General features: G+C 52.1%; 23 protein-coding genes and 1 other annotated feature. Of the genes, 10 read left to right on the plus strand and 13 right to left on the minus strand.

Annotated features, from left to right (window positions below):
- Window positions 1–70 precede the first annotated feature (70 nt).
- Both ABIE10_RS19435 and ABIE10_RS19440 read right to left on the minus strand, forming a co-directional pair.
- The gene (locus ABIE10_RS19435; RefSeq protein ID WP_141875735.1) at window positions 71–1,564 is read right to left on the minus strand and encodes a sulfatase-like hydrolase/transferase; all 1,494 of its coding nucleotides are present in this window, start codon (window positions 1,562–1,564) and stop codon (window positions 71–73) included.
- Window positions 1,561–3,276, minus strand: a complete 1,716-nt coding sequence (locus ABIE10_RS19440; protein WP_047499146.1) for a solute:sodium symporter family transporter — start codon at window positions 3,274–3,276, stop codon at window positions 1,561–1,563. The genes ABIE10_RS19435 and ABIE10_RS19440 overlap by 4 nt, the downstream gene beginning before the upstream one ends.
- Window positions 3,277–3,443: 167 nt before the next feature.
- On the opposite strand from ABIE10_RS19440, the gene ABIE10_RS19445 reads away from it, so the two are divergent.
- Window positions 3,444–4,337 carry an AraC family transcriptional regulator gene (locus tag ABIE10_RS19445; RefSeq protein WP_047498785.1) on the plus strand — a complete coding sequence of 298 codons (894 nt, stop codon included), beginning with the start codon at window positions 3,444–3,446 and terminating at the stop codon, window positions 4,335–4,337.
- On the opposite strand, the gene ABIE10_RS19450 is transcribed toward ABIE10_RS19445, so the two are convergent.
- Both ABIE10_RS19450 and ABIE10_RS19455 read right to left on the minus strand, forming a co-directional pair.
- Complete coding sequence (locus tag ABIE10_RS19450; RefSeq protein WP_019078008.1) at window positions 4,334–5,656, minus strand: 6-phospho-alpha-glucosidase; 1,323 nt, start codon at window positions 5,654–5,656, stop codon at window positions 4,334–4,336. The genes ABIE10_RS19445 and ABIE10_RS19450 overlap by 4 nt on opposite strands.
- Complete coding sequence (locus ABIE10_RS19455; protein ID WP_181221018.1) at window positions 5,653–7,272, minus strand: alpha-glucoside-specific PTS transporter subunit IIBC; 1,620 nt, start codon at window positions 7,270–7,272, stop codon at window positions 5,653–5,655. Before ABIE10_RS19455 ends, ABIE10_RS19450 begins: the two co-directional genes overlap by 4 nt.
- Window positions 7,273–7,494: 222 nt before the next feature.
- Here ABIE10_RS19455 and ABIE10_RS19460 point away from each other — a divergent pair, with 222 nt between their 5' ends.
- Complete coding sequence (locus ABIE10_RS19460; protein WP_046276201.1) at window positions 7,495–8,211, plus strand: GntR family transcriptional regulator; 717 nt, start codon at window positions 7,495–7,497, stop codon at window positions 8,209–8,211.
- On the opposite strand, the gene ABIE10_RS19465 is transcribed toward ABIE10_RS19460, so the two are convergent.
- Window positions 8,212–9,873: a putative transporter gene (locus tag ABIE10_RS19465; RefSeq protein ID WP_047415676.1), complete on the minus strand. Its 1,662-nt coding sequence runs from the start codon at window positions 9,871–9,873 to the stop codon at window positions 8,212–8,214.
- Window positions 9,874–9,944: 71 nt separating this feature from the next.
- Here ABIE10_RS19465 and ABIE10_RS19470 point away from each other — a divergent pair, with 71 nt between their 5' ends.
- Window positions 9,945–10,166 (plus strand): hypothetical protein, encoded by a 222-nt coding sequence (locus ABIE10_RS19470; protein ID WP_131341530.1) that lies wholly within the window; start codon window positions 9,945–9,947, stop codon window positions 10,164–10,166.
- Here ABIE10_RS19470 and ibpB read toward each other — a convergent pair.
- Entirely contained in the window at window positions 10,155–10,583 is a 429-nt protein-coding gene (gene ibpB, locus ABIE10_RS19475) for a small heat shock chaperone IbpB (RefSeq protein ID WP_003827096.1), read from the minus strand. The genes ABIE10_RS19470 and ibpB overlap by 12 nt on opposite strands.
- A 92-nt stretch (window positions 10,584–10,675) precedes the next feature.
- Window positions 10,676–11,089 carry a small heat shock chaperone IbpA gene (gene ibpA, locus ABIE10_RS19480; protein ID WP_003023882.1) on the minus strand — a complete coding sequence of 138 codons (414 nt, stop codon included), beginning with the start codon at window positions 11,087–11,089 and terminating at the stop codon, window positions 10,676–10,678.
- Window positions 11,083–11,155, minus strand: a sequence feature (ROSE (Repression Of Heat Shock gene Expression) occurs in the 5'-region of heat shock genes and acts as an RNA thermometer to modulate expression.). It overlaps the preceding gene by 7 nt.
- A gap of 236 nt (window positions 11,156–11,391) precedes the next feature.
- Here ibpA and ABIE10_RS19485 point away from each other — a divergent pair.
- Window positions 11,392–11,727, plus strand: a complete 336-nt coding sequence (locus tag ABIE10_RS19485; RefSeq protein WP_016155062.1) for a YceK/YidQ family lipoprotein — start codon at window positions 11,392–11,394, stop codon at window positions 11,725–11,727.
- 1 nt (window position 11,728) lies between these two features.
- On the opposite strand, the gene ABIE10_RS19490 is transcribed toward ABIE10_RS19485, so the two are convergent.
- On the minus strand, window positions 11,729–12,955 hold the full coding sequence (locus tag ABIE10_RS19490) for a DUF3748 domain-containing protein (RefSeq protein ID WP_181598725.1): 1,227 nt from the start codon (window positions 12,953–12,955) through the stop codon (window positions 11,729–11,731).
- A 99-nt stretch (window positions 12,956–13,054) separates the two neighbouring features.
- Between ABIE10_RS19490 and cbrA the strand changes: the two genes are divergently transcribed.
- Window positions 13,055–14,173, plus strand: coding sequence for a colicin M resistance lipid reductase CbrA (gene cbrA / locus ABIE10_RS19495; protein WP_094761521.1), 1,119 nt, complete (start codon window positions 13,055–13,057; stop codon window positions 14,171–14,173).
- Window positions 14,174–14,177: 4 nt separating this feature from the next.
- Here cbrA and yidA read toward each other — a convergent pair whose 3' ends face one another.
- The 5 genes from yidA to dnaA form a co-directional block, all read right to left on the minus strand.
- Window positions 14,178–14,990, minus strand: coding sequence for a sugar-phosphatase (gene yidA, locus ABIE10_RS19500; RefSeq protein ID WP_016155065.1), 813 nt, complete (start codon window positions 14,988–14,990; stop codon window positions 14,178–14,180).
- A 130-nt stretch (window positions 14,991–15,120) separates the two neighbouring features.
- Entirely contained in the window at window positions 15,121–17,535 is a 2,415-nt protein-coding gene (gene gyrB, locus ABIE10_RS19505) for a DNA topoisomerase (ATP-hydrolyzing) subunit B (RefSeq protein ID WP_016157816.1), read from the minus strand.
- Between the two features lie 28 nt (window positions 17,536–17,563).
- Window positions 17,564–18,637 (minus strand): DNA replication/repair protein RecF, encoded by a 1,074-nt coding sequence (gene recF / locus ABIE10_RS19510; RefSeq protein ID WP_016155067.1) that lies wholly within the window; start codon window positions 18,635–18,637, stop codon window positions 17,564–17,566.
- Entirely contained in the window at window positions 18,637–19,737 is a 1,101-nt protein-coding gene (gene dnaN / locus ABIE10_RS19515) for a DNA polymerase III subunit beta (RefSeq protein ID WP_429156750.1), read from the minus strand. The genes recF and dnaN overlap by 1 nt, the downstream gene beginning before the upstream one ends.
- 4 nt (window positions 19,738–19,741) lie before the next feature.
- A complete protein-coding gene (gene dnaA / locus ABIE10_RS19520) occupies window positions 19,742–21,145 on the minus strand; it encodes a chromosomal replication initiator protein DnaA (protein WP_047498800.1) in 1,404 nt (467 codons plus the stop codon).
- 297 nt (window positions 21,146–21,442) lie between these two features.
- Between dnaA and ABIE10_RS19525 the strand changes: the two genes are divergently transcribed.
- From ABIE10_RS19525 to yidC, 5 genes are all read left to right on the plus strand, one after another.
- Window positions 21,443–21,523 carry a hypothetical protein gene (locus ABIE10_RS19525; RefSeq protein ID WP_420361643.1) on the plus strand — a complete coding sequence of 27 codons (81 nt, stop codon included), beginning with the start codon at window positions 21,443–21,445 and terminating at the stop codon, window positions 21,521–21,523.
- Window positions 21,524–21,751: 228 nt separating this feature from the next.
- Window positions 21,752–21,892, plus strand: a complete 141-nt coding sequence (gene rpmH, locus ABIE10_RS19530) for a 50S ribosomal protein L34 (protein WP_003023858.1) — start codon at window positions 21,752–21,754, stop codon at window positions 21,890–21,892.
- A 17-nt stretch (window positions 21,893–21,909) separates the two neighbouring features.
- The gene (gene rnpA / locus ABIE10_RS19535; RefSeq protein ID WP_003844432.1) at window positions 21,910–22,269 is read left to right on the plus strand and encodes a ribonuclease P protein component; all 360 of its coding nucleotides are present in this window, start codon (window positions 21,910–21,912) and stop codon (window positions 22,267–22,269) included.
- The gene (gene yidD, locus ABIE10_RS19540; RefSeq protein WP_003023846.1) at window positions 22,233–22,490 is read left to right on the plus strand and encodes a membrane protein insertion efficiency factor YidD; all 258 of its coding nucleotides are present in this window, start codon (window positions 22,233–22,235) and stop codon (window positions 22,488–22,490) included. The genes rnpA and yidD overlap by 37 nt, the downstream gene beginning before the upstream one ends.
- A 2-nt stretch (window positions 22,491–22,492) precedes the next feature.
- Entirely contained in the window at window positions 22,493–24,139 is a 1,647-nt protein-coding gene (yidC, locus tag ABIE10_RS19545) for a membrane protein insertase YidC (RefSeq protein ID WP_003023844.1), read from the plus strand.
- The last annotated feature ends 17 nt before the right edge of the window (window positions 24,140–24,156 follow it).

Raw genomic sequence — 24,156 nt, forward strand, 5'->3', positions numbered from 1 at the left:
TGGCGGCTAATGCCTTATCCGGCCGACAGGTAAGTGCAAATATGAGTATCTGCGCCAATTGGCATTGTAGTCAGAACTTCTGCTTTTTCTCCTCCACTTTTACGCCCTGGGTTGGTAAACCGGTGTCGTAATCGCGTACCACGGGAGAATAGCCGTCTTGCGGGCGCGGGCGAAAAGCGCCCATCCAGCGCGGTACAGCGTCAGGACGCCAGGGACGCAAACTCCACTGATAGGTGCGGAATGGATCGCGGATTTTATCCATATAGTCCAGCAGCGCGTCGTGCATCTGGCAGCGAACATCGGCTAATTGCGGAGAATCTATCTGGTTGTGTAGCTCATCGGGATCGTTTCGTCTGTCGTAAAGCTCATCACTGGTAAACAGGTTCAGCACCAGCTTCCAGTCATCCGTCACCCAGCAACGTACCGGTATAAATCCGCCAAAACTGTCATGTTCAATCTCATAACGATTGAACTCCACCATCACACCGCGTGGTTTTTCAACGGTAAGGATGTTTTCACCCGGCAGGATTTGTGGCTTCTCAATACCCGCCAGCGCCATCATCGTCGGCAGCAGATCGATATGGCTGACCGGCGTGTCTACCTGCATGGATTCTCCCTGAGGCGAGCGCATAATCAGCGGAATTCGCGTGATGTCGTCATACATCGCTGCCCCCTTACTGATAAGCTTATGCGCCCCCATCATCTCGCCATGATCGGAGGTGTAAATGACCCAGGTGTTGTCCCGCTGCATGGGCGTTAAGGTATTAATAACCCGGCCAATCTGGTCATCGACAAAGTCGTTGCAGGCAAAATAGAGCGGATGGTGATAGCGCCCATCATCACCTACCGGCGAAGGCATCGCTTCAGACCAAAGACGATGATGTTCAGGTTTGTTACTCAAAGAGTCGTGCGCCTTCATCCCCAGGTCATAATAAAAATCCTGATATTTCTGCAGATACTCCACGGGACAGGTAAACGGGTGATGCGGCTCGTCGTAGGAAACTACCATCAGGAAGGGTTCTTCATCACGTGCAGGGTGGCGGAGGAAATCAACCGCCCGGTTACTGATGCGGTGCGCCCAGGTAAAGGTTTCATTGATATTGTTAGCCAGCAAATCCTCCACGCTGTTCAGACCGTTACGCCACAAACCGATCTCTTTGTCCGTCAGTTCCGCGAGGTAATTTGCCCCGTCATACCAGTAGTCAGCATCCCATTCGGGCGGGCACTCACCGGTACCAAAGTAATCGTGCCCGTCGAGATGCCACTTGCCGATGTAGCAGGTGTGATAGCCCGCATCCTTAAAATAGCGTCCCATGGTGGAGATATTTTTCCCCGGCGCGACGTTATTGGTCCACGGGCCGGACTGGTTGGCATAAATACCGGTAAACAGCCCAGCGCGGGCCGGGGTGCACACCGGTGAGCAGGTATAAGCAGAATTGAAGCGAATACCTTCCGCCGCCAGGCTATCAATGTTATTGGTATTCAGCGACTTACCACTATAACAGCCGACCATATTGGTCGCCTGGGTATCAGTCATAATGAACAGAAAATTAGGGCGGGTCATGCTTTATCCTTAGCGTCAGAGACAGAAAGCGCAGTGGCCAAACGACGCGTCTGCCAGCTGCTGTAAATTAAATACATCATCACTGCCGCCGTAATTGAGTAGCAGAGAATCGTCAGCCATTGGGTGTTGTACCCTCCAAACTGCGCCAGTCCGGCATAGACGCCGAGCATCGCGGTCAGGATACCGACAGAGGCAAGTTTGGCGTTTTTCCACGGCTTCATGTCTACCGCAAAAGCATCATGGAATTTAAACGGCGTCGCACGCGGCTTGATAATGCCGATAACCAGCATCACCACCACGTTGATGCAGAAGGTACAGGCCAGTACGTAAAGGAAGTGAAAGTCGAACTTCACCAGATAATTAATGGTGATGTAGCTGACGATACCGAATCCCATAGCGACTTTCGCTGCCAGCGCAGGGATGCGCGGGAAAAAGAATCCCATGATGATGATGGTCACCAACGGCACGTTATAAATACCGTTGAGCTGTTTCATCCAGCTGTAGAGTCCTTCCGGTGCATTAGCGATCCACGGTGCTACCAGCACGGAAATTACCGCGATAAAGAATCCGAACTTACGCCCAACCCGAACCAGCTGTTCCGATTGGGCGTGTTGATTAATAATCCGCCGATATATTCCCATGCTAAATAAGGTACTGGCGCTGTTTAAAAATCCATTGAATGTACTGATTACCGCGCCGAATAAAACGGCACCGAAAAACCCCACCAAAGGGACAGGCAGCACGTTATTTACCAGTGTCGGATATGCCATATCCGCCTTTGGCAGATCCTGGTATAGATGAAAAGCAATTAAACCTGGTAATACCAGCACCAGTGGATCGAGCATTTTCAATACCGCTGTGAGCAATGCTCCTTTCTGCCCTTCGGCGAGGCTTTTGGAAGCCAGCGTACGTTGTACGATGCCCTGATTAGTACACCAGTAGAAGGTATTCACCAGAATCAAACCGGTAAAGGCTGCACCTATCGGCAGCGGATCGTTCGCTCCACCAATTGAGTTTAATTTCTCCGCATGTACGGTGGTCAGTTGCTCAACACCTTGTAAAAAACTGCCTTTTCCCATCGCAATCAGGCCGAACACGGGGACCATCAATCCACCAATCACCAGCCCTATACCATTGATAGAATCGGCCACCGCCATCGCACGTAAACCGCCGATCACCGCATAAATAATCCCGGCAAGGCCCAGCAAAATAACCAGTAACCAGATTGCTGCGCCCTGAGAAATATTCAGCGATTCACCGATGTGAAAAAGGCTATTCAGCGCCAGCGCCCCTGAATAAAGCACAATCGGCAGGAAGCAGACGCCAGTGGCAATAAGAAAGCAAAAATCGATAATGATTCGCGTGGTTTTATCGTAACGCTCTTCCAGAAAATCTGGGATCGTAGCGATACCACGTTGCAGATAGCGAGGTAGAAAAATCAGCGCCAGAAAGATAAGCGTCACCGCAGAGGTGACTTCCCAACCCATAACCGACATTCCGCTTTTGTAAGCCTGACCAGACAGACCAACCAACTGTTCGGTTGAAAGATTAGTTAACATCAATGACGCGGCAATCACCGGCGCTTTCAATGAACGCCCGGCAAGAAAATACCCTTGTTGCGATCCGGTATCCGTTTTACGTACCTTCCACCAGGTGATTAGCGCCACCAGCAGCGTAAAGCCCACAAAGCTCAGAATTTGTAGCGTATTCATCTCATAGCCCTTATTTTTCATTATGTCCCGGCAGCTGTAGGGGGAATGCAAGGTAATGTGCGCCGGGTCAGGCAGTCAGATTTCTTAAAATAAAAACGTCATATCCCTGAACAGATTTTTTCTGTTAAGTTCAGGTTGTGGGCATAATTCTCCGGTGGGAAATTAAAATGAATGGAAAGATGCAAAGTTCGCATGTAAAAAACGAAACTACGTACAATATTCCCCTGTTGATTCATGAAAGTGTGATCTCCAGCGGGATTTCATTGATCTCGCTGTGGCACACCTATGCCGACGAACATTATCGGGTTATTTGGCCACGTGATAAGAAAAAACCGCTGATTGCTAATTCATGGGTTGCGGTCTACACCGTCCAGGGCTGTGGAAAAATCCTTCTTAAAGGCGGTGAACAAATCACGCTTACCGGAAACTGTATAATCTTTTTAAAACCAACCGATATACAGTCTTATCACTGTGAAGGATTGGTATGGGAACAATACTGGATGGAATTCACACCAACCAGCGTAATGGATATTCCGCTACGACAACAAAGCATTATTTATAATGGTGATATTTATAATCAGGAGCTGACCGAAGTTTCGCGATTAATTACATCCCCAGACTCAATAAAAAATAATCTGGCAGTCGCCTTTCTCACAAAAATAATTTATCAATGGATTTGTCTTATTTACGCCGAAGGTAAAAAAGACCCACAGCGAATACAGATTGAAAAACTGATTGCCACTCTACATGCCAGTCTACAAAAACGGTGGAGCGTGGCGGATATGGCAGCCACTATCCCCTGTAGCGAAGCCTGGCTACGTCGTCTTTTTTTACGCTATACCGGAAAAACACCGAAAGAATACTATCTGGATGCGCGGCTGGAACTGGCGCTGTCGCTGCTAAAGCAGGAGGGAAATACGGTCGGGCAGGTCGCTGATATACTTAACTTCTTTGACTCGTTTCATTTCAGCAAGGCGTTTAAACACAAATTTGGCTATGCGCCGTCGGCGGTATTGAAACATGCGGACCGGCACCCAGAGGATGCCGGTCAACTGGGTTAGCGCAGTTCCGGCCAGTACTCTTTGTTCGCGTCGATCAAATCATCCAGAATCGCTTTAGCTACAGACGCACTCGGCACGGTTTTCGACAGGGTGATAGCCTGCCACAAACGCTGGTAAGAGCGGTGCTCCCAGGCATCGACCACCAGCTTCTCAACCGCCACCTGCTGGCTCATCAACCCTTTCTGGAACTGCGGGATATCCCCCACCGTCAGCGGTTCCGGGCCGTTATGCCCCACCAGGCATGGGATCTCGACCATCGCTTCATCATCAAAGTTATGAATCGCACCATTATTTGGCACAATCAGCAGCATCCGCTCCTGAGTGTTAAAGGCGATGGCCGCCGCCAGATCAACAATGTAGGAAGCATGTTCGTCAATCTCCAGTTCACCGGCCGCAGAATGGCCCGCCTCAATAATGGCCCGGCAGGAACCGAACACCTGTTTTTCGCGGTGATCCATAACCTCGTTGGCACGGGTACGCTGCGGATTGGAGTGCTGGACCACGTAATCCGGGAACAGATAGTATTTCAGGTAGGTATTTGGCATGGTGTCCGGATCCAGCGCCTGCACATCCTTCGCCTTAGCGAAGGTATCGTTCCAGCTCGCCTCCGTATGCGGGTCGTTCGATGGCGGCACATAGCCATGCTTCGCCACGTATTCACGCAGCTTCGGCATCAAATCGTTACCCTGGAGATCTTCAATTGATGTCCACCAGCCAAAGTGGTTCAGCCCGTAGTAGCGCACGCGCATCTGTTTACGATCTTTAAGGCCGACGATCTGCGCCATCCGTCCTTCAATACCGATGGGCATATCGCAAATATTGAGGATTTTCGCATTTGGACGCAGTCTACGCGTGGCTTCAGCCACAATTGCCGCCGGGTTAGAGTAGTTAAGCATCCAGGCGTTTGGTGAATATTTTTCCATATAATCCACCAGTTCCAGCACACCGCCAATAGATCGCATGCCGTAGGCAATCCCGCCCGGCCCACAGGTTTCCTGGCCTAACACCCCGTGACGTAACGGGATTTTCTCGTCTTGTTCACGCATTGGGTATTTACCCACGCGGATATGTGCCATCACGAAATCAACATCGGTAAACGCAGTTTTGGGATCGGTGGTGTAACTAAACTCTATCTCCGGCGCCTGCTCTTTGAGGATGATTTTACACGCCTCGGCAATCACCTCCTGACGCGCGCCATCGTTGTCATAAAATTTCAGCGCACGAAGCGGGAAACGGTCCTGATTTGCCAGCAACATCAGCACGATGCCCGGCGTAAAGGTACTACCACCACCTGCGATAACCACTGAGAATTTTTTCATGATACTGCCTCCGTCATGGGGATCTGTTCGTTTGATAAAGTAGATTTCATTAGCGTTTCGAGCTGGTCGCGTACCTGAGGGACGTGTAAACCAACAATGACCTGAATACCATTGCCGCGACGCACAACACCGTGTGCACCCAGCGCTTTGAAGACGTCATCGCTTTGCGTTTTCGCCATGTCGTGAAGCGCAATCCGCAGGCGAGTGGCGCAGTTATTAATACTTTCGATATTGCCTGCGCCGCCTAACGCTTGCAGAAAACCGGCCGCCTGTCCCAGTTTGGTGTCTGGCGCAGCGGCGGTGGTTTGCCCACGCGCGGCTTTATAGTCAGCTTTGGTGTAGAGTTTGATTTCGCTATCTTCCCGGCCCGGCGTTTTCAGGTTGAAGCGCAGGATCAGCGCGCGGAAGATGGCAAAATAGAGTGCAGTAAAGGCCAGGCCAATCGCTATCTGGGTGAACATCATTCCGGCATGGTTGTGGAACATCGGGATCCAGTTTTGCGGCAAGAACTGATCAAGCAGGCCGCCGCCCATATTGCCTACCACCCCACAGAGATACATCACCGTTGCCATAGACGCCGCCAGCACGGCGTGTACAGCAAACAGCAAGGGTGAGATAAACAGGAAGGTGAACTCCAGCGGTTCGGTGATCCCCACCAGCACGGCCGTCAGCGTGGCGGGGATCAGCAGTCCCGCCACCTTCACCCGGTTTTCCGGAGAGGCCGTGAAGTAAAGCGCCAGAGCAATACCTAATGAACCAAAGATTTTCGAGTTGCCGTGCAGGGCAAAACCCCCTTCCGGGAACAGTGTTTTCAGCGACTCTGTGCTTTGGCTGAATTCCTGCAAATGCTGCGCCCAGTAGACCTGGATGCCGCCTTCCACCGCCGCAGGGCCGAAGATAAATGGACCATAGACGAAGTGATGCAGCCCGGTCGGGATCAAAATACGCTCAAGGAAGGTATACACCCATACCCCCAGCGCCCCCGCAGAACGCAGAAAAGCTTGCAGAGATTCAATCCCCATCTGCACCTTTGGCCAACCCAGCAGCGTCAGCCAGGCACAGGGAATCATCACCAGAAAGGCAATGATCACCACAAACGATGTTCCCTGAAAAATACCGAGAAATACTGGCAAGGGTTTGTCGAAATAACGGTTATGCAAGGCAGTAACAATACCGGAAATGACAATGGCGCCGATAATGCTGGTATCAAGTGTTTTAATCCCGGCCATCATCGTTAAGCCGCTACCTGCCGTCGGGTCTGCGCTAAAATCCACGCCGAAGAAATGTCCCCAGGTCATGCCCATGGCATTGATGAAGTAATTCCACGTAAGAAAGCTGACCAGTACCGCCAGACAAGCGCGCCCCTGAGCCTGTTTCGCCAGACCGATCGGCAGACCAACGGCGAAAATCAGCGGCATATTGCGAAATACCGTCCAGCCACCTTCTTCGATGATATGAACGATTTGTGCGAACAAACTGTTGGGATCGGTAAGCGCTTCACCCACAAACAGCGGGTTGCGCAGCATAATAGCGATACCGACGACGATACCGGCAAAGGGAAACAGCAGCACCGGGGTGAACATCGCGCCGCCAAAGCGTTGTATTTGACTGAGCATTTTCACATCCTCATATAACAACCAGTAGGGGAGAGGCTTTTTTGTAGTGATTGCTGGCCTGATACGAGAATAGAAAGTTGCGATCCTTCAGACATGGCATGCCGCTGCGATTCGTGATCGCTTTCATGGTTTTAATTTCGGCAATGAGGTCTACTTTTTACGTAAAAGTTAGACATCAAAAGGTTTATGGTGCAGTAATTAAAAGAAAAAAGAGGTCTGGTAGTGATCTACAAATCAATTGCGGAACGACTACGAATTCGCCTGAATTCGTCTGATTACAACATCGGTAGCCCGTTGCCGGGTGAAAAAAAGCTTGCCCAAGAGTTCGCGGTTTCACGAATGACGATCCGTAAAGCAATTGATATGTTGATTGGCTGGGGATTGGTCGTACGCCGTCATGGGAGTGGAACTTATGTGGCGCGCAAAGATGTCCATCATGAAACCACAAACCTTACCGGACTGGCGGAAGTACTGAAGCGACAAGGGAAAGAGGTCACCAGTGAAGTACTGGTATTTGAAGTGATGCCCGCACCACCAGCAATTGCCAGCCAACTGCGTATCCAGATTAATGAACGCATCTACTTCTCACGTCGCGTTCGCTATGTGGACGGCAAGCCGCTGATGCTTGAAGACAGCTACATGCCGGTAAAATTATTCCGTAATTTATCGCTGGCGCATCTGGAAGGGTCAAAATTCGATTACATCGAGAAAGAGTGCGGAATAACTATCAGCGGCAACTATGAAAGTCTGACTCCCGTTCTTGCCGATAAGCAGCTTTCCGCGCAGATGAACGTACCTGAACAGACGCCATTGCTGCGGATTACCTCACTGTCCTACAGCGATAGCGGGGAGTTTTTGAATTATTCGGTGATGTTCAGAAACGCCAGCGAGTACCAGGTGGACTACCACTTACGGCGCGTCCACCCAGACTCAGCCTGACTAACCCATCCCCCAAAAAATCACCGCCAGCAGTTGCGGCGTGATAATTCGCAGGAACATCACCAGCGGATAAACGGTCGCATACGACAGCGCCGCTGCCCCGCTGGTGGCATGCAGGTTGTTAGCAAATGCCAGTGCAGGCGGATCGGTCATTGAGCCAGCCAGCATTCCGCACAGCGTGAGGTAGTTCATTTTGACGAAAATCCTCGCCAGCAGCCCCACGGTAATCAGCGGAATCGCGGTGATGAAAATACCGTAACCCACCCAGCTCAGGCCATCCCCCTGCGTCAGGGTATGAACAAAATCACCGCCTGACTTCAGACCAACCACTGCGAGAAACAGCACGATACCCAACTCTCGCAGCGCCAGGTTAGCGCTGGGGGGCATAAACCAATACAACTTACCGATGCTGCCAATACGCCCCAGGATCAACGCCATAATCAGCGGCCCACCGGCCAACCCCAGTTTAAGCGCCACCGGGAACCCAGGAATGAACAGCGGGATTGAACCCAGCAGAACACCCAGCCCGATCCCGATAAATACCGGCAGCATCTGCACCTGCTGCAGTTTTTGCTGGGCGTTACCCACCACATTAGCAACAGCATCAATCGAGGAAGGTCGACCGACCAGATTGAGGATGTCGCCAAACTGCAGACTGGCGTCGCTGCTGGCTACCAGCTCAACCCCCGCACGGTTCAGACGGGAGATAACCACGTCGTATCGTTCTTTGAAACGCAGGTCGCGGATTCGTTTCCCCAGCACCTGTTCGTTGGTCACCACCACGCGCTCAACGCGTAAATCGGTGCCTCGCGTCGACAGCGATGTGTCCACCTCCTGCCCAATCACCACCTGCGCGTTGTGCAGATCAGCAGGCTGACCAACCAGGTGTAGCAGGTCGCCCATCTGGATAATCGTCCCCGGCGACGGCACCATCAATGTTTCTTCACGTTTTAAACGTGAGCAGATAATTTTGTCGCTGTTCAGGATTGGGACATCCTGAATCGCCATATTGTTGAGGTTCGGGTTTTCCACACGGATATTCATCGTCTGAATCAGCGCGTGTCCGTTGGTCAGCGTGGATTCATGCTGATGGGCTTCGGCATCGACGTTAACGCGAAAAATTAGGCGCATCAGCCACATAGTGAGCAAAATACCGCAGATACCAAAAGGATAAGCCATGGCATAGCTCATCCCCATCTGATCCACCACATCAACAGGAGTACCCAGATCGCGCAGAATCTGCTGCCCCGCGCCTAACGCCGGAGTATTGGTGACCGCACCGGAAAAAATGCCCAGCACCACGGGAAGGGGAATGGCAAAAATCTTATGCAGGATCGCGGTGACCAGGCCACCCATGATAACAATCAGCACGGCAAACAGATTCAGCCGTAGGCCCGAAACGCGCAGTGACGCAAAAAAGCCCGGCCCCACCTGAATACCAATGGTGTAGACGAAAAGAATCAGGCCAAATTCCTGAATAAAATGCAGCATGTCGCCGCTCAGGGTCATCCCTGCCTGATCGACAAAATGCCCGACAATAATACCGCCGAACAGCACGCCTCCGATGCCAAAACCAACACCACGTATTTTTATGTTGCCGATCCATAATCCGACAACTGCCACCATTGCCAGAACGCTGACCGTCAATGCTATATCACTCATTTTCCTGTTCCCTGTGAATAACATTTTATTTAACGAAGATTATGACTGAACCGTTCAGGCATGAATGCAGAGTGGCGCACATTATCATGCTACAGAGCGCCCAGGAGCGCTTAAGAAGGGCGTTCTTTACTGTTTTTCTTAACGTCGATTTGAAATTGCTGAATGCTTTTTTCTGGCAATGGCAGCGCTTCCGGCATCCTGCCCTCCCAGATAATAGTTTCATGTGGGCTGACGCACAAAAAAGCCCCGTCATTTCTGGCGGGGCAAAGGCATGGAGCTATTTAACTGTCTAATGCGGGACGTTCGCTGATGGCGATACGTTGTGGAGCGATGGTTTCAGGTTCATTCCGGGTCAAATCGATATGCAGCAAGCCGTTAGTGAAGCTTGCGCCGGAGACTTCCATATTTTCAGCCAGCGTAAAGCTCAGGCTGAACGGCTGAGTGACCAGCCCCTGATGCAACCATTTGGTCTCTTTTTCCGGCTGCTGCGGCGTACCTTTCACGGTCAGGCGTGTGCCTTCCAGTTGAATATCCAGATCTTCCTGGCGGAAACCGGCTAACGCAAGGGTAATGCGGTAGTGGTTATCATCGCTCTTTTCGATGTTATAAGGCGGGAAGCTCTGGCTTTCGCCCGTGTTTTGCAAGGCATTGGCCAGTTTGTCAAAACCGATCCATTGACGCAGCAGTGGGGATAAATCGTAGTTACGCATAATAATCTCCTTCTAAGAAGCGAGTAAGTACCTTTTGGCTCCCTGACGGCAAGCCGATTGCTTAGCAGGGCCGCCTGAAGCGGCCCACAGAATTAGTTGATTTCGATGCGGCGCGGCTTATTCGCCTCGGGAATCACGCGTTCGAGATCGATATACAGCAGACCATTCACCAGGTTCGCGCCGCGAACATGAATGTTCTCCGCTAACTGGAACTTACGTTCGAAGTTGCGCTCGGCAATCCCCTGATACAGGTAAGTACGTTCTTTTTGATCGTCCGCATGGGCACCTTTCACCACCAGCAGATTGTCCTGGGCAGTAATTTCCAGTTCGCTTTCAGCAAAACCAGCAACGGCAATCGCAATTCGGTAATGGTTTTCGTCTACCAGCTCAACGTTATACGGAGGGTAGCCGCCATTGCTCTGGCCCTGATTGTTTTCCAGCAGGTTAAACAGGCGATCAAAACCAATAGCAGAACGGTACAGTGGGGATAAATCAAAGTTACGCATAATCAATAGCTCCTGAAATCAGCGAGAATAATAGACCTTCCATCATGGACAGGTCAGGTAGCCAGGACACCCATCAGGCATGCCCTTCATTTGTCTACACTCTAAAAATGGGTCTTAATACAAACTTTTCAAGCGTATTCATCTGACTTTTTTTGCAGTTTGTTGTCTATTGCATACACTGGTGGGAGCAGTTGTTATCGTTAAATCGCGATAGCCGCCACAGTGTGACGAAATGGTGATGTTATTTTCGCAACGGATCGCTTTAACTCACCATGCAAACACAATAAATACAGATGAAAAAAATGATGATAAAAAAAATGTTGGTAACACTGACAATGTGCAGCGGGATGGCGTTTGTGAGCGGCTGTTCCAGCATTATGTCGCATACCGGAGGCAAAGAAGGGACGTATCCTGGCACGCGCGCCAGCGCCACAATGATTAGCGAAAGTGATACAAACTGGGGAACCAAGTCACTGGCGATTCTGGATATGCCGTTTACCGCAGTACTGGATACAGTATTACTTCCGTGGGATCTCTTTCGCAAAGATAACTCGGTGAGATCCCGTGTAGAAAAAAGCGAGGAGAGAACGCAGGCCGCGAATGCCGTTATCCCTCCAGCTGAAATGCCTGCTCCTTAAGTTAACGCCCTGTCTCTGTCACCCACAACTGGCGGAAACCCTCGACGTCTTCCATCCACGCAACCTGTCGACCATCAGGAGAGAAGATGATCGCATCGCCCGATGGTGGGTTGCCGTGACGGTCCGTTAGAAAATCAACCTCTCCCGTCTGAGCATCACAACAAGCAATTTTGTTATCCAGTACAAACCCCAGCCATTTCCCCGACGGATGCCAGTTGAATGCTGACTGAATATCCGTGGCGCAGCGGGTAAGCTGACGCGGTTCTCCTCCTTGTGGGGAAATCAGCCACAGTTGCACAATGCCGACGTCATCACGCATTAAAAATGCAATCTCAGATGCCTTTGGATTACTGCGCACCCAATGGCGCGGCTGATTTACCAGACCGGGAAAGGCGCGCGCATGAGTAAACGTCAGGCGGCGTTGATTAATACCAAATGGCGGCGCAGGCATTGTCGCCTCAGTGCCCTCCAGCGGAGCGTCGCCCGGCTGTTTCCAGCCGCTTTCATCCTGTGGTAAATCAACAATAAATAACTCCGGCACTTTCTCGCCCGTGACTGATAACGTATCACCGATAAACGCCAGTCTGTTTTCCCCTACCCAGCCCTCTTCATAGGCGCGGTTAATCTCATCGCTACCCGGTTTAGGCGTGGGTGTCGTCTGGGTTACCAGCACGCACCAATGGCTCCCGCTGTACTCACGGGGATGCTGCGCGGAGACCATCACCGGACCATAGGGCGCAGCCACACCGACATTGCGTAGATCCAGCGCCGGTGAGCGCTCATGCAGCACATGGTCGTTATAGGTGAAACTGACAAACTCGCCGCTCGGGCTAAATACATGCACATGACTACCGCCACGCAGCGCGCCCGGCGTATATGGGGCGGTAATATCCATTGCATCCAGATTCTCCACTTTTGCCTGCGTAGCTATCACCCCACGCCGATGATGGAAGTCGTAATGCCATGTTTCATCAGGATTTTCAGGCCCATGAATAAACACATATTTTTCCGACTTTGGATGAACGGTCACCACGCCAACGTGCGATCCCTGCATGGCCCGATAAATCACCTCCAGCTCGCCAGTATGAATATTGACGCGCTCAATTGTGTCGCCGGTAAAAGAGGCACCGGAAGGGCGCACATCAAAGACCAGCCACTGGCTGTCCGGTGTCCAGGTATTGATATTGGTAAGCTGATGATTACGCGGCGTAAAGGTGATTTGCTTCATGGAATGCCCTGATACAAGACGATTTCAGCAATCATACTTCACAAGCACTTCACTTTCAGGCTTTAGCGTATCGCCATCTTCATTTTTGCGGACAGAAAGATGGAACATTTTGACGTAGCCATTATCGGGTTAGGCCCGGCAGGCGCAGCGCTGGCGCGGCAGTTGAGTGGAAAAATGCGCGTGATCGCGTTGGATAAAAAACACCAGTGCGGCAACGAAGGTTTCACCAAACCCTGCGGCGGTCTGTTGGCCCCGGATGCCCAGCGTTCGTTTATCCGCGACGGGATAACCTTACCCGTTGATGTCATCGCTAACCCACAGATATTTAGCGTTAAAACGGTTGATGTTGCAGCCTCTTTGACGCGTAACTACCAGCGCAGCTACATTAATATCAACCGCCATGCTTTTGATTTATGGCTTAAATCTCTCATTCCTGATGATGTACAGGTGTACCACGACAGCCTGTGTCGGAAAATCTGGCGCGAGGGCGATAAATGGCATGTTATCTTCCGCGCCGACGGTTGGGAGCAGCAGATCACCGCGCGTTATCTGGTGGGAGCCGACGGCGCGAACTCACTGGTACGCCGTCATCTCTATCCCCGGCACCAGATCCGTAAATATGTTGCTATTCAACAATGGTTTGCGGAAAAGCATCCCGTCCCGTTCTATTCCTGCATTTTTGATAACGACGCAACCGACTGTTATTCCTGGAGTATCAGCAAAGATGGCTATTTTATCTTTGGCGGTGCCTACCCGATGAAGGACGGCCAGGCGCGCTTTGACGCGCTGAAAGCGAAGATGGAAGCGTTCCAATTTCAGTTCGGCAAACCGGTGAAAAGTGAAAAATGTACTGTGCTGTTTCCTTCACGCTGGAAAGACTTCGTCTGTGGCAAGGACAACGCATTTTTGATTGGCGAAGCGGCCGGTTTTATCAGCGCCAGCTCACTGGAGGGGATTAGCTATGCGCTGGACAGCGCGGAGGCACTCAAATCTGTATTGTTGCGGGATGCACCAGATATGAATCACGCTTACCGCAAAGCCACCCGCAAGTTACGTCTCAAACTGTTTGGCAAAATCCTGAAAAGTCGGGCCCTGACGTCGGCGTTTTCCCGCAAATGGATAATGCGCAGCGGCGTGGCGCATATTCCTCAAGGTGACCACTCAGTATCACAAATAATTGCTGAAACAGGGCAAATGCGCCAAGGCATTTGCCCATAACATCTTATTTCAGCGCAAACTTCTCAATGGCATACGCGACGCCATCTTCAAGGTTAGATTTCGTCACAAAGTTGGCGATTTCTTTGACTGACCCAATAGCGTTGTCCATGGCAACGCCCACACCTGCGTATTCAATCATCGCGATGTCGTTTTCCTGATCGCCAATCGCCATCACCTCTTCGGCTTTTATACCCAACGCATCGGCCAGCGATTTCACGCCAGTCCCTTTATTGACGCGTTTATCGAGGATTTCGAGGAAATACGGCGCACTTTTCAGCACGGTGTACTTCTCTTTTACTTCCGCAGGTATGCGCGAGATAGCTTTATCGAGGATCTCCGGCTCGTCAATCATCATCACTTTCAGGAACTGGGTTGCGGGATCCATTTTCTCGGCTTCACAGAACACCAGCGGAATCGTCGCAACAAACGATTCATGTACCGTGTAGTAACTGATATCACGGTTCGCGGTATACAGGGTGTTGCGATCGAGAGCGTGGAAATGCGAGCCAACGTCCCGGGAGAGCTGCTCCAGATAACGATAATCATCATAGCTCAGCGCGGTTTGCGCGACAGTACTGCCATCCCCTGCTTTCTGCACTAGCGCGCCATTGTAGGTAATGCAGTAGTCACCGGGTTCTTCCATATGCAATTCTTTCAGATAGCTGTGGACGCCGGCATACGGGCGCCCCGTGGTCAGCACCACATTTACGCCACGCGCGCGCGCTGCGGCAATCGCCGTTTTGACCGCGGGTGAAATGGTGTGATCGGGCAGCAGAAGTGTGCCATCCATGTCGATAGCAATAAGTTTGATAGCCATGAGTTCCCCGGATTAAATGAGTCCGTCCTCATGCTAACGCGATTCCGCTCAAAAAACAGCTACGAAAAGGGGGATAGAAAGGGGAATCGAGATTCCCCTTTTGCAGGACGGTTGTAGACCTGGGTGCAAGTTAGATATCGATGTTCGCCGCTTTCAGGGCGTTTTCTTCGATAAACGCGCGACGCGGTTCAACGGCATCGCCCATCAGCGTAGTGAAGAGCTGGTCGGCGGCAATCGCATCCTTCACGGTAACGCGCAGCATACGACGGCTTTCCGGATCCATGGTGGTTTCCCACAGCTGATCCGGGTTCATCTCGCCCAGACCTTTATAACGCTGGATAGCGAGGCCGCGACGTGACTCTTTCTGCAGCCATTCCAGCGCCTGCTCAAAGCTGGCAACCGGCTGGCGGCGCTCGCCACGTTCGATAAACGCATCGTCTTCGATCAGCCCGCGCAGCTTCTCACCGAGCGTACAAATACGACGGTATTCGCCACCGGTCACAAACTCGTGGTCCAGAATATAGTCGGTATCCACACCGTGAGTACGGACGCGCACAATCGGCTCAAACAGGTTCTGCTCTGCATTGTGGTGGATATCAAACTTCCACAGGCTGCCGTGCTGTTCTTTTTCGTTCAGCTCGGTAATCAACGAATTAACCCAGCGGGTAACGGTCTGCTCGTTCGCCAAATCAGCTTCCGGCAGCGTCGGTTGATAAACCAGTTCTTTCAGCAGCGCTTTCGGGAAACGACGTTCCATACGGCCAATCATTTTCTGCGTCGCGTTGTATTCAGAAACCAGTTTTTCTAACGACTCACCTGAAAGAGCAGGTGCGCTGGCATTAGTGTGCAGCGTTGCACCATCCAGAGCGATAGAAATTTGGTACTGATCCATCGCTTCGTCATCTTTAATGTACTGTTCCTGCTTGCCTTTTTTCACTTTGTACAGCGGTGGCTGTGCAATGTAAACGTGGCCGCGTTCCACGATTTCCGGCATCTGACGATAGAAGAAGGTCAACAGCAGCGTACGAATATGCGAGCCGTCGACGTCCGCATCGGTCATGATGATGATGCTGTGATAACGCAGTTTGTCCGGGTTGTACTCGTCACGACCGATGCCACAGCCGAGCGCGGTGATCAGCGTCGCCACTTCCTGAGAAGAGAGCATTTTATCAAAGCGCGCTTTCTCGACGTTGAGGATTTTACCCTTCAGCGGCAGAATCGCCTGGTTTTTACGGTTACGGCCCTGCTTCGCAGAACCGCCCGCGGAGTCCCCTTCCACAAGGTACAGTTCGGACAGCGCCGGGTCGCGTTCCTGACAGTCCGCCAGCTTGCCCGGCAGACCCGCTAAGTCCAGCGCGCCTTTACGACGGGTCATTTCACGCGCGCGACGTGCCGCTTCACGGGCACGTGCAGCATCAATAATTTTGCCAACGACGATTTTCGCGTCAGACGGGTTTTCCAGCAGGTATTCGCTCAGCAGTTCGTTCATCTGCTGTTCTACCGCCGATTTCACCTCAGAGGAGACCAGCTTGTCTTTGGTCTGTGAGGAGAACTTCGGATCCGGTACTTTCACGGAAACAACGGCAATCAGGCCTTCACGGGCATCATCACCGGTGGCGCTGACTTTGGCTTTTTTGCTGTAGCCTTCTTTGTCCATGTAGGCGTTCAGGGTACGGGTCATCGCCGCACGGAAGCCTGCAAGGTGAGTACCGCCGTCACGCTGCGGAATGTTGTTGGTGAAGCAGTAGATGTTTTCCTGGAAACCATCGTTCCACTGCAGCGCAACTTCAACGCCGATACCGTCTTTTTCGGTGGAGAAGTAGAAGATATTTGGGTGGATCGGCGTTTTGTTTTTGTTGAGGTATTCAACAAACGCCTTGATGCCGCCTTCGTAGTGGAAATGGTCTTCTTTACCATCGCGCTTGTCGCGCAGACGAATAGAGACGCCGGAGTTCAGGAACGACAGCTCGCGCAGACGCTTAGCCAGAATCTCGTATTCAAACTCAACGACGTTGGTAAAGGTTTCGTGGCTTGGCCAGAAACGTACCTGAGTACCCGTCGCTTCTGTTTCGCCGGTTACCGCCAGCGGCGCCTGCGGCACACCGTGCACGTAAGTTTGCTGATGCACTTTGCCTTCACGACGAATCACCAGCTCCAGTTTCTGTGACAGGGCGTTTACTACGGACACACCTACGCCGTGCAGACCACCGGAAACTTTATAGGAGTTATCATCGAATTTACCGCCTGCGTGCAGAACGGTCATGATAACTTCCGCCGCCGAAACGCCCTCTTCCGGGTGAATACCGGTTGGGATACCACGGCCATCATCGGTAACGGACACGGAGTTGTCAGCGTGAATCGTTACAACGATATCTTTACAGTGACCCGCGAGCGCTTCGTCGATAGCGTTATCTACCACCTCGAATACCATGTGGTGCAGACCGGTGCCGTCATCCGTGTCGCCGATATACATACCCGGGCGCTTACGCACCGCATCCAGTCCTTTCAGGACTTTGATACTGGAGGAGTCATAAGAATTCGACATCAACGTTTCTCGCTCATTTAAACTTGGGTTAATCCGTTATTTTACCCTTTTCCACGGTGAACATCTTCGAATTTTTGTCCGACATGTCCAGAACGTGTTCAGCGCTGATTGCGCTGACAAAGACCTGAGATTGCGTCGCTTTTAAGCGGCTGGCTAACAGCCCACGACGGGCATCATCAAGTTCAGAGGCAAAATCATCTATCAGGTAGAGACACCGCCGCCCACTTTCGCGGGTGAGGAACTCCCCTTGCGCCAGACGTAAGGCGCACATCAGCAGCTTTAGCTGCCCACGCGACAACGTGTCTTCCACCGGCGCACCGTCAGCGCGAATGCGAAAATCCGCTTTGTGCGGACCGTGCGCGGTGTAGGTCAACATGCGATCGCGTTCAAAACTGCGTTCCAGCACTTCGGCATAATCGGTCTCTTTCTCCCAGCCGCGCTGGAATGAGAAGGAGAGAGAAAATTCGGGTAGAAACTGCTGACAGGTATCCGCCATATCCTGCGCGATACCGGCGCTGTACTCCGCGCGCCAGGTGCTGATTTGTTCCGCCAGCGGGATCAGTTCTTTATCCCACGGACGCAGTTGCTCATAACGACTCACCTGGCGCAGGGCTGCGTTGCGCTGCTTGAGCAGTCGCTTCAGATTGCTCCAGGCGGTGAAAAATCCGGCTTCATTGTGAAAGCATCCCCAGTCAAGGAATGCTCTTCTGTATTTGGGGCCGCCATTGAGTAAAGTAAACCCCTCTGGCGTGATCAGCTGCATCGGCATCAGGTGCGCCAGTTCCGCGACCTTGTGCCCGTCAGTGCCGTCAATGCGCACTTTGCTGTCGCCCAGTTTGTCTTTCGTCAGGCCAATCGATGTCTCACGCTCTTCCCCCTGCAAACGCCCGTGTAAAACAAACGACTCCTGCTCGTGGCGAATTACGCGGCCAATCTGCAAACTGCGAAACGCCCGACCGTGGCCGAGCGTATAGATGGCTTCCAGCACGCTGGTTTTGCCGCTGCCGTTCGCGCCAACCAGGAAGTTAAAGCCAGGGGATAAAGCGAGATCCGCGCTTTCGATATTGCGAAAGTCGCGGATCAACAGACGGGTGAGCGACATTACAGTCTCATTGGCATAACAACATAAGCCGCGCTCTGGCTGGCAGCATCTTCAATCTGTACGCTCGATACGGAATCGGTCAGCAGAATACGAACGTTCTCGCACTTCAGCGCGTTCAGTACGTCCAGTACGTAGCTAACGTTAAAACCGATTTCCAGTTCAGTGCCAGGATAGGAGACATCCAGAATTTCTTCCGCTTCTTCCTGCTCCGGGTTGTTGGCGGTAATTTTCAGCTGGTTTTCACTGACATACAGACGCACGCCGCGGAATTTCTCGTTAGAGAGGATCGCCGCACGAGCAAATGCCTGTTTGAGGATATCGCAACCGGCTTCCAGATGTTTGTCCGGATTCTTCGGCAATACGCGGCGATAATCCGGGAAACGGCCATCAACCAGCTTGGAGGTAAAGATGAAGTCACCCACGTGTGCACGAATGTTGTTGCTGCCAATCTGCACGCGCAGAGGGTTGTCGCCGCCGTCGAGCATACGCATCAGTTCAATCACGCCTTTACGCGGAACGATCACCGAATGGCTGGGTAACTGCTGACCGACAGGCATTGAACAGACCGCCAGGCGGTGACCGTCGGTCGCCACGGTACGCAGCTCTTCCCCTTCGGTTTCAAACAGCATGCCGTTTAAGTAGTAACGCACGTCCTGATGCGCCATCGAAAACTGCGTGGCTTCAATCAGGCGCTTCATCGTGGCCTGCGGCAGCGTGAATTCGACTTCGCTCTGCCAGTCGTCCAGATTCGGGAAGTCGGCGGCAGGCAGCGTAGACAGCGAGAAACGGCTGCGGCCAGACCGCACCAGCATGCGATCGCCTTCCAGTTGAACGGCAATTTCCGCGCCTTCCGGCAACCCACGACAAATATCGAAGAATTTACGCGCCGGAACGGTGGTCGCACCAAGTTCATGAGGCTGGATCAGCGCCACGCGCGCCACCATCTCCATTTCGAGATCGGTACCGGTCAGAGAAAGCGCACCGTCAGCAACCTGCAGCAGCAGATTTCCGAGAATAGGCAGTGTAGGACGTCCACCCAGCGGGCCGCTGACCTGCTGAAGCGGTTTTAATAAATGTTCACGTTCAACGGTAAATTTCATAGCGTCACGAAGATAATGTTCTGATTAAATTGGAGAAATCTTCTTTAATATCATGGCTTTCTTCACGCAACTGCTCAATCTTGCGACAGGCATGAAGCACGGTAGTATGGTCACGCCCACCAAACGCGTCGCCAATTTCCGGCAGACTGTGGTTAGTGAGCTCTTTTGCCAGCGCCATCGCCATCTGGCGCGGACGAGCTACCGAGCGAGATCGACGCTTAGAAAGCAGATCCGCAATTTTGATTTTGTAATACTCCGCCACCGTCTTCTGAATATTGTCGATGGTGACCAGCTTTTCCTGCAAAGCCAGCAGATCGCGCAACGCTTCGCGCACGAAATCGATGGTAATCGCCCGGCCGGTAAAATTAGCGTTGGCGATCACACGGTTCAGTGCGCCTTCCAGCTCACGTACGTTAGAGCGTAGACGCTTGGCAATAAAGAACGCCACTTCACCCGGCAGACGAATGTCGTTTTCGTCGGCTTTTTTCATCAGGATCGCGACGCGCGTTTCCAGCTCAGGCGGCTCGATCGCAACAGTCAGTCCCCAGCCGAAGCGGGATTTCAGACGATCTTCAACGCCGTTGATCTCTTTCGGATAGCGATCCGAAGTCAGGATGATCTGCTGATTGCCTTCCAGCAGGGCGTTAAAGGTGTGGAAAAACTCTTCCTGCGATCGTTCTTTATTCGCGAAGAATTGGATATCGTCAATCAGCAGCGCATCCACGGAACGGTAGTAGCGTTTAAACTCTTCGATCGCGTTGTTTTGCAGGGCCTTAACCATGTCCTGCACAAAACGTTCGGAGTGCATATACACCACTTTCGCGTTTGGCTTACGCGCCATAATACCGTTACCGACAGCGTGCAGAAGGTGGGTTTTACCCAGACCCGTACCGCCATAAAGGAATAACGGATTGTAGGCGCCGCCAGGATTGTCCGCCACCTGCCGTGCCGCCGCGCGCGCCAGTTGGTTAGATTTACCTTCAACGAAGTTATCAAACGTGTGTTTGACGTTGACGTTAGAACGATAGGTAGGTTCTGCCGGTGCCGGGACGTTATCCCAGCCTGAGCGCGCCGACGGAGCGGCACGTTGCGGTTGCACTTGCTGAGCCACGTAAGCGGGCGCAACAACGTTGTTCACCGGCGTTTTCAGCGTTTGCGTGACGGGTTTAGTACCGACTTCAAAGCGCAGCTGCGGGGCATCCGCTCCACAGAAGTTATTGAGTAATCCATTAATATTATTAAGGTATTTATCCCTTACCCAATCAAGCACGAAACGGTTTGGCGCATACAAAGCCAGCGTGTTATCGCTCAGTTCCGCCTGCAACGGGCGTATCCACATACTGAACTCTGTGGCTGGTAACTCATCCTGCAATCGGGCAAGACACTGCTGCCAAAGCGAAAGTGACACGGCGGACTCCACTCGAACAAAAGTCGATAAATGACAAAGGCTGAAACATTCATGATTGTTGACGCACATCGACAAGACCCTATGCAAAGGGTGACGTGCGAATTGCTATCTGCAATTTTTACCCGATCAGGATCCATTGAAACGATCAGGACCGCGGATCATAGCGTAAACTGAGAAAGAGATCTTCTGTTTCTCACAGATTCTTCCCGATTTATCCACAGGATGATCCAGAATCGGCTAAGTGTAAACGATCCTGGAGAAGTGCTGCAGGTTTTAGCGCGCATATTGAAAAAATTAATGAGTAAAGATGCTTTACTGCTTAAACGATCTAATAAAGATCCCGAGCGATCCTTGCGCTTTATCCGCCAGCCCGTATAATTCTTACCCCCAGCGAGTAACGGTCGCCTTACGGCGTCAACGCTGCCTGTTTTATACGCGAAACCATGCGGAAAAAAGCGGGAAATAAGGAAAGAGAATTGACTCCGGAGTGTACAATTATTACAATCCGGCCTCTTTAATCACCCACACTGTGGCGTAAGTCGTTCGAAATTCGTTCGGGTATACGCAAAAGTCAGTGAATTTATTCAAGTTTAGGTAGAAATCGCCATGAAACGCACTTTTCAACCGTCTGTACTGAAGCGCAACCGTTCTCACGGCTTCCGTGCTCGTATGGCTAATAAAAATGGTCGTCAGGTTCTGGCACGTCGTCGTGCTAAAGGCCGTTCTCGTCTGACCGTTTCTAAGTAATAAAAGCTAGCCCCTGAGTGGTTAAGCTCGCATTTCCCAGGGAGTTACGTTTGTTAACTCCCACTCATTTCACATTCGTCTTCCAGCAGCCACAACGGGCTGGCACGCCGCAAATCACCATCCTCGGCCGCCTGAATTCGCTGGGGCATCCCCGTATCGGTCTTACCGTCGCCAAGAAAAACGTTAAACGCGCGCATGAACGCAATCGGATTAAACGTCTGACACGTGAAAGCTTTCGTTTACGTCAGCACGAACTTCCAGCAATGGATTTCGTGGTGGTGGCGAAAAAAGGGGTTGCTGACCTCGATAACCGTGCTCTCTCGGAAGCGTTGGAAAAATTATGGCGTCGCCATTGTCGCCTGGCTCGCGGGTCCTGATAGCCCTTATTCGGGTCTATCAACGCCTGATCAGTCCGCTGCTTGGGCCGCATTGCCGTTTCACTCCAACCTGTTCGAGCTACGGAATTGAGGCATTGCGCAGGTTTGGAGTGATAAAAGGCAGTTGGTTGACGGTGAAACGCGTATTAAAATGCCACCCTTTACACCCTGGTGGTGACGATCCCGTCCCGCCCGGACCATTTGATACCAGAGAACACTAACGATGGATTCGCAACGCAATCTTTTAGTCATCGCTTTGCTGTTCGTGTCTTTCATGATCTGGCAAGCCTGGGAGCAGGATAAAAACCCGCAACCTCAGGCTCAACAGACCACGCAGACAACGACCACCGCAGCGGGTAGCGCCGCAGACCAGGGCGTACCGGCCAGTGGCCAGGGGAAACTGATTACGGTTAAAACTGACGTGCTTGATCTGACCATCAACACCCGTGGTGGTGATGTGGAACAGGCTTCACTGCCAGCTTACCCGAAAGAACTCGGTTCTACCGAACCGTTCCAGTTACTGGAAACCACGCCACAGTTCATCTACCAGGCACAGAGTGGCCTGACAGGTCGTGACGGCCCGGATAACCCGGCTAACGGCCCGCGTCCGCTGTACAACGTCGAAAAAGACGCGTTTGTACTGGCTGACGGTCAGAACGAACTGCAGATCCCGATGACCTATACTGACGCAGCGGGTAACACATTCACTAAAACGTTTGTACTCAAGCGCGGTGAATATGCTGTCAACGTTAACTACAGCGTGCAGAACGCCGGCGAAAAACCGCTGGAAGTCTCCACCTTTGGTCAGCTGAAGCAATCCATCAATCTGCCATCTCATCGCGACACCGGTAGCAGCAACTTTGCGCTGCACACCTTCCGTGGCGCGGCGTACTCCACGCCGGATGAGAAGTATGAGAAATACAAATTCGACACCATTGCTGAAAACGAAAACCTGAACGTCAATGCTAAAGACGGCTGGGTCGCAATGCTGCAACAGTATTTCGCAACGGCATGGGTTCCGCGTAACGACGGCACCAACAACTTCTATACCGCTAACCTGGGTAACGGCATTGCCGCTATCGGCTATAAATCACAGCCGGTGCTGGTTCAGCCTGGCCAGACTGGCGCGATGACCAGCACCCTGTGGGTCGGCCCGGAAATTCAGGATAAAATGGCGGCAGTTGCACCGCACCTGGATCTGACCGTGGATTACGGCTGGTTGTGGTTCATCTCTCAGCCGCTGTTCAAACTGCTGAAGTGGATCCATAGCTTCCTGGGTAACTGGGGCTTCTCCATCATCGTTATCACCTTTATCGTTCGTGGCATCATGTACCCGCTGACCAAAGCGCAGTACACCTCCATGGCGAAGATGCGTATGCTGCAGCCGAAGATTCAGGCTATGCGTGAGCGTCTGGGCGATGACAAACAGCGTCAGAGCCAGGAAATGATGGCCCTGTACAAAGCTGAGAAGGTTAACCCGCTGGGCGGCTGCTTCCCGCTGATCATCCAGATGCCAATCTTCCTGGCGTTGTACTACATGCTGATGGGCTCCATTGAACTGCGTCATGCGCCGTTCGCTCTGTGGATCCATGACCTGTCTGCACAGGACCCGTACTACATCCTGCCGATCCTGATGGGCGTGACGATGTTCTTCATTCAGAAGATGTCTCCGACCACCGTGACCGACCCGATGCAGCAGAAGATCATGACCTTTATGCCGGTCATCTTCACCGTGTTCTTCCTGTGGTTCCCATCAGGTCTGGTGCTGTACTATATCGTCAGCAACCTGGTAACCATTATTCAGCAGCAGCTGATTTACCGTGGTCTGGAGAAACGTGGCCTGCATAGCCGCGAGAAGAAAAACTCCTGATACTAGTCGCAGGGGCG

This window comes from Citrobacter sp. 506 (genome assembly GCF_050434985.1).
Lineage (GTDB): Bacteria > Pseudomonadota > Gammaproteobacteria > Enterobacterales > Enterobacteriaceae > Citrobacter > Citrobacter braakii.

What these genes read in the sequence shown, in the direction of transcription:
- ABIE10_RS19435 (WP_141875735.1), bottom strand. Translation starts at nt 1,564, where the DNA reads ATGACCCGCCCTAATTTTCTGTTCATTATGACTGATACCCAGGCGACC.
- ABIE10_RS19440 (WP_047499146.1), bottom strand. Translation starts at nt 3,276, where the DNA reads ATGAATACGCTACAAATTCTGAGCTTTGTGGGCTTTACGCTGCTGGTG.
- ABIE10_RS19445 (WP_047498785.1), top strand. Translation starts at nt 3,444, where the DNA reads ATGAATGGAAAGATGCAAAGTTCGCATGTAAAAAACGAAACTACGTAC.
- ABIE10_RS19450 (WP_019078008.1), bottom strand. Translation starts at nt 5,656, where the DNA reads ATGAAAAAATTCTCAGTGGTTATCGCAGGTGGTGGTAGTACCTTTACG.
- ABIE10_RS19455 (WP_181221018.1), bottom strand. Translation starts at nt 7,272, where the DNA reads ATGCTCAGTCAAATACAACGCTTTGGCGGCGCGATGTTCACCCCGGTG.
- ABIE10_RS19465 (WP_047415676.1), bottom strand. Translation starts at nt 9,873, where the DNA reads ATGAGTGATATAGCATTGACGGTCAGCGTTCTGGCAATGGTGGCAGTT.
- ibpB (WP_003827096.1), bottom strand. Translation starts at nt 10,583, where the DNA reads ATGCGTAACTACGATTTATCCCCACTGCTGCGTCAATGGATCGGTTTT.
- ibpA (WP_003023882.1), bottom strand. Translation starts at nt 11,089, where the DNA reads ATGCGTAACTTTGATTTATCCCCACTGTACCGTTCTGCTATTGGTTTT.
- ABIE10_RS19485 (WP_016155062.1), top strand. Translation starts at nt 11,392, where the DNA reads ATGATGATAAAAAAAATGTTGGTAACACTGACAATGTGCAGCGGGATG.
- ABIE10_RS19490 (WP_181598725.1), bottom strand. Translation starts at nt 12,955, where the DNA reads ATGAAGCAAATCACCTTTACGCCGCGTAATCATCAGCTTACCAATATC.
- cbrA (WP_094761521.1), top strand. Translation starts at nt 13,055, where the DNA reads ATGGAACATTTTGACGTAGCCATTATCGGGTTAGGCCCGGCAGGCGCA.
- yidA (WP_016155065.1), bottom strand. Translation starts at nt 14,990, where the DNA reads ATGGCTATCAAACTTATTGCTATCGACATGGATGGCACACTTCTGCTG.
- gyrB (WP_016157816.1), bottom strand. Translation starts at nt 17,535, where the DNA reads ATGTCGAATTCTTATGACTCCTCCAGTATCAAAGTCCTGAAAGGACTG.
- recF (WP_016155067.1), bottom strand. Translation starts at nt 18,637, where the DNA reads ATGTCGCTCACCCGTCTGTTGATCCGCGACTTTCGCAATATCGAAAGC.
- dnaN (WP_429156750.1), bottom strand. Translation starts at nt 19,737, where the DNA reads ATGAAATTTACCGTTGAACGTGAACATTTATTAAAACCGCTTCAGCAG.
- ABIE10_RS19525 (WP_420361643.1), top strand. Translation starts at nt 21,443, where the DNA reads ATGAGTAAAGATGCTTTACTGCTTAAACGATCTAATAAAGATCCCGAG.
- rpmH (WP_003023858.1), top strand. Translation starts at nt 21,752, where the DNA reads ATGAAACGCACTTTTCAACCGTCTGTACTGAAGCGCAACCGTTCTCAC.
- yidD (WP_003023846.1), top strand. Translation starts at nt 22,233, where the DNA reads ATGGCGTCGCCATTGTCGCCTGGCTCGCGGGTCCTGATAGCCCTTATT.
- yidC (WP_003023844.1), top strand. Translation starts at nt 22,493, where the DNA reads ATGGATTCGCAACGCAATCTTTTAGTCATCGCTTTGCTGTTCGTGTCT.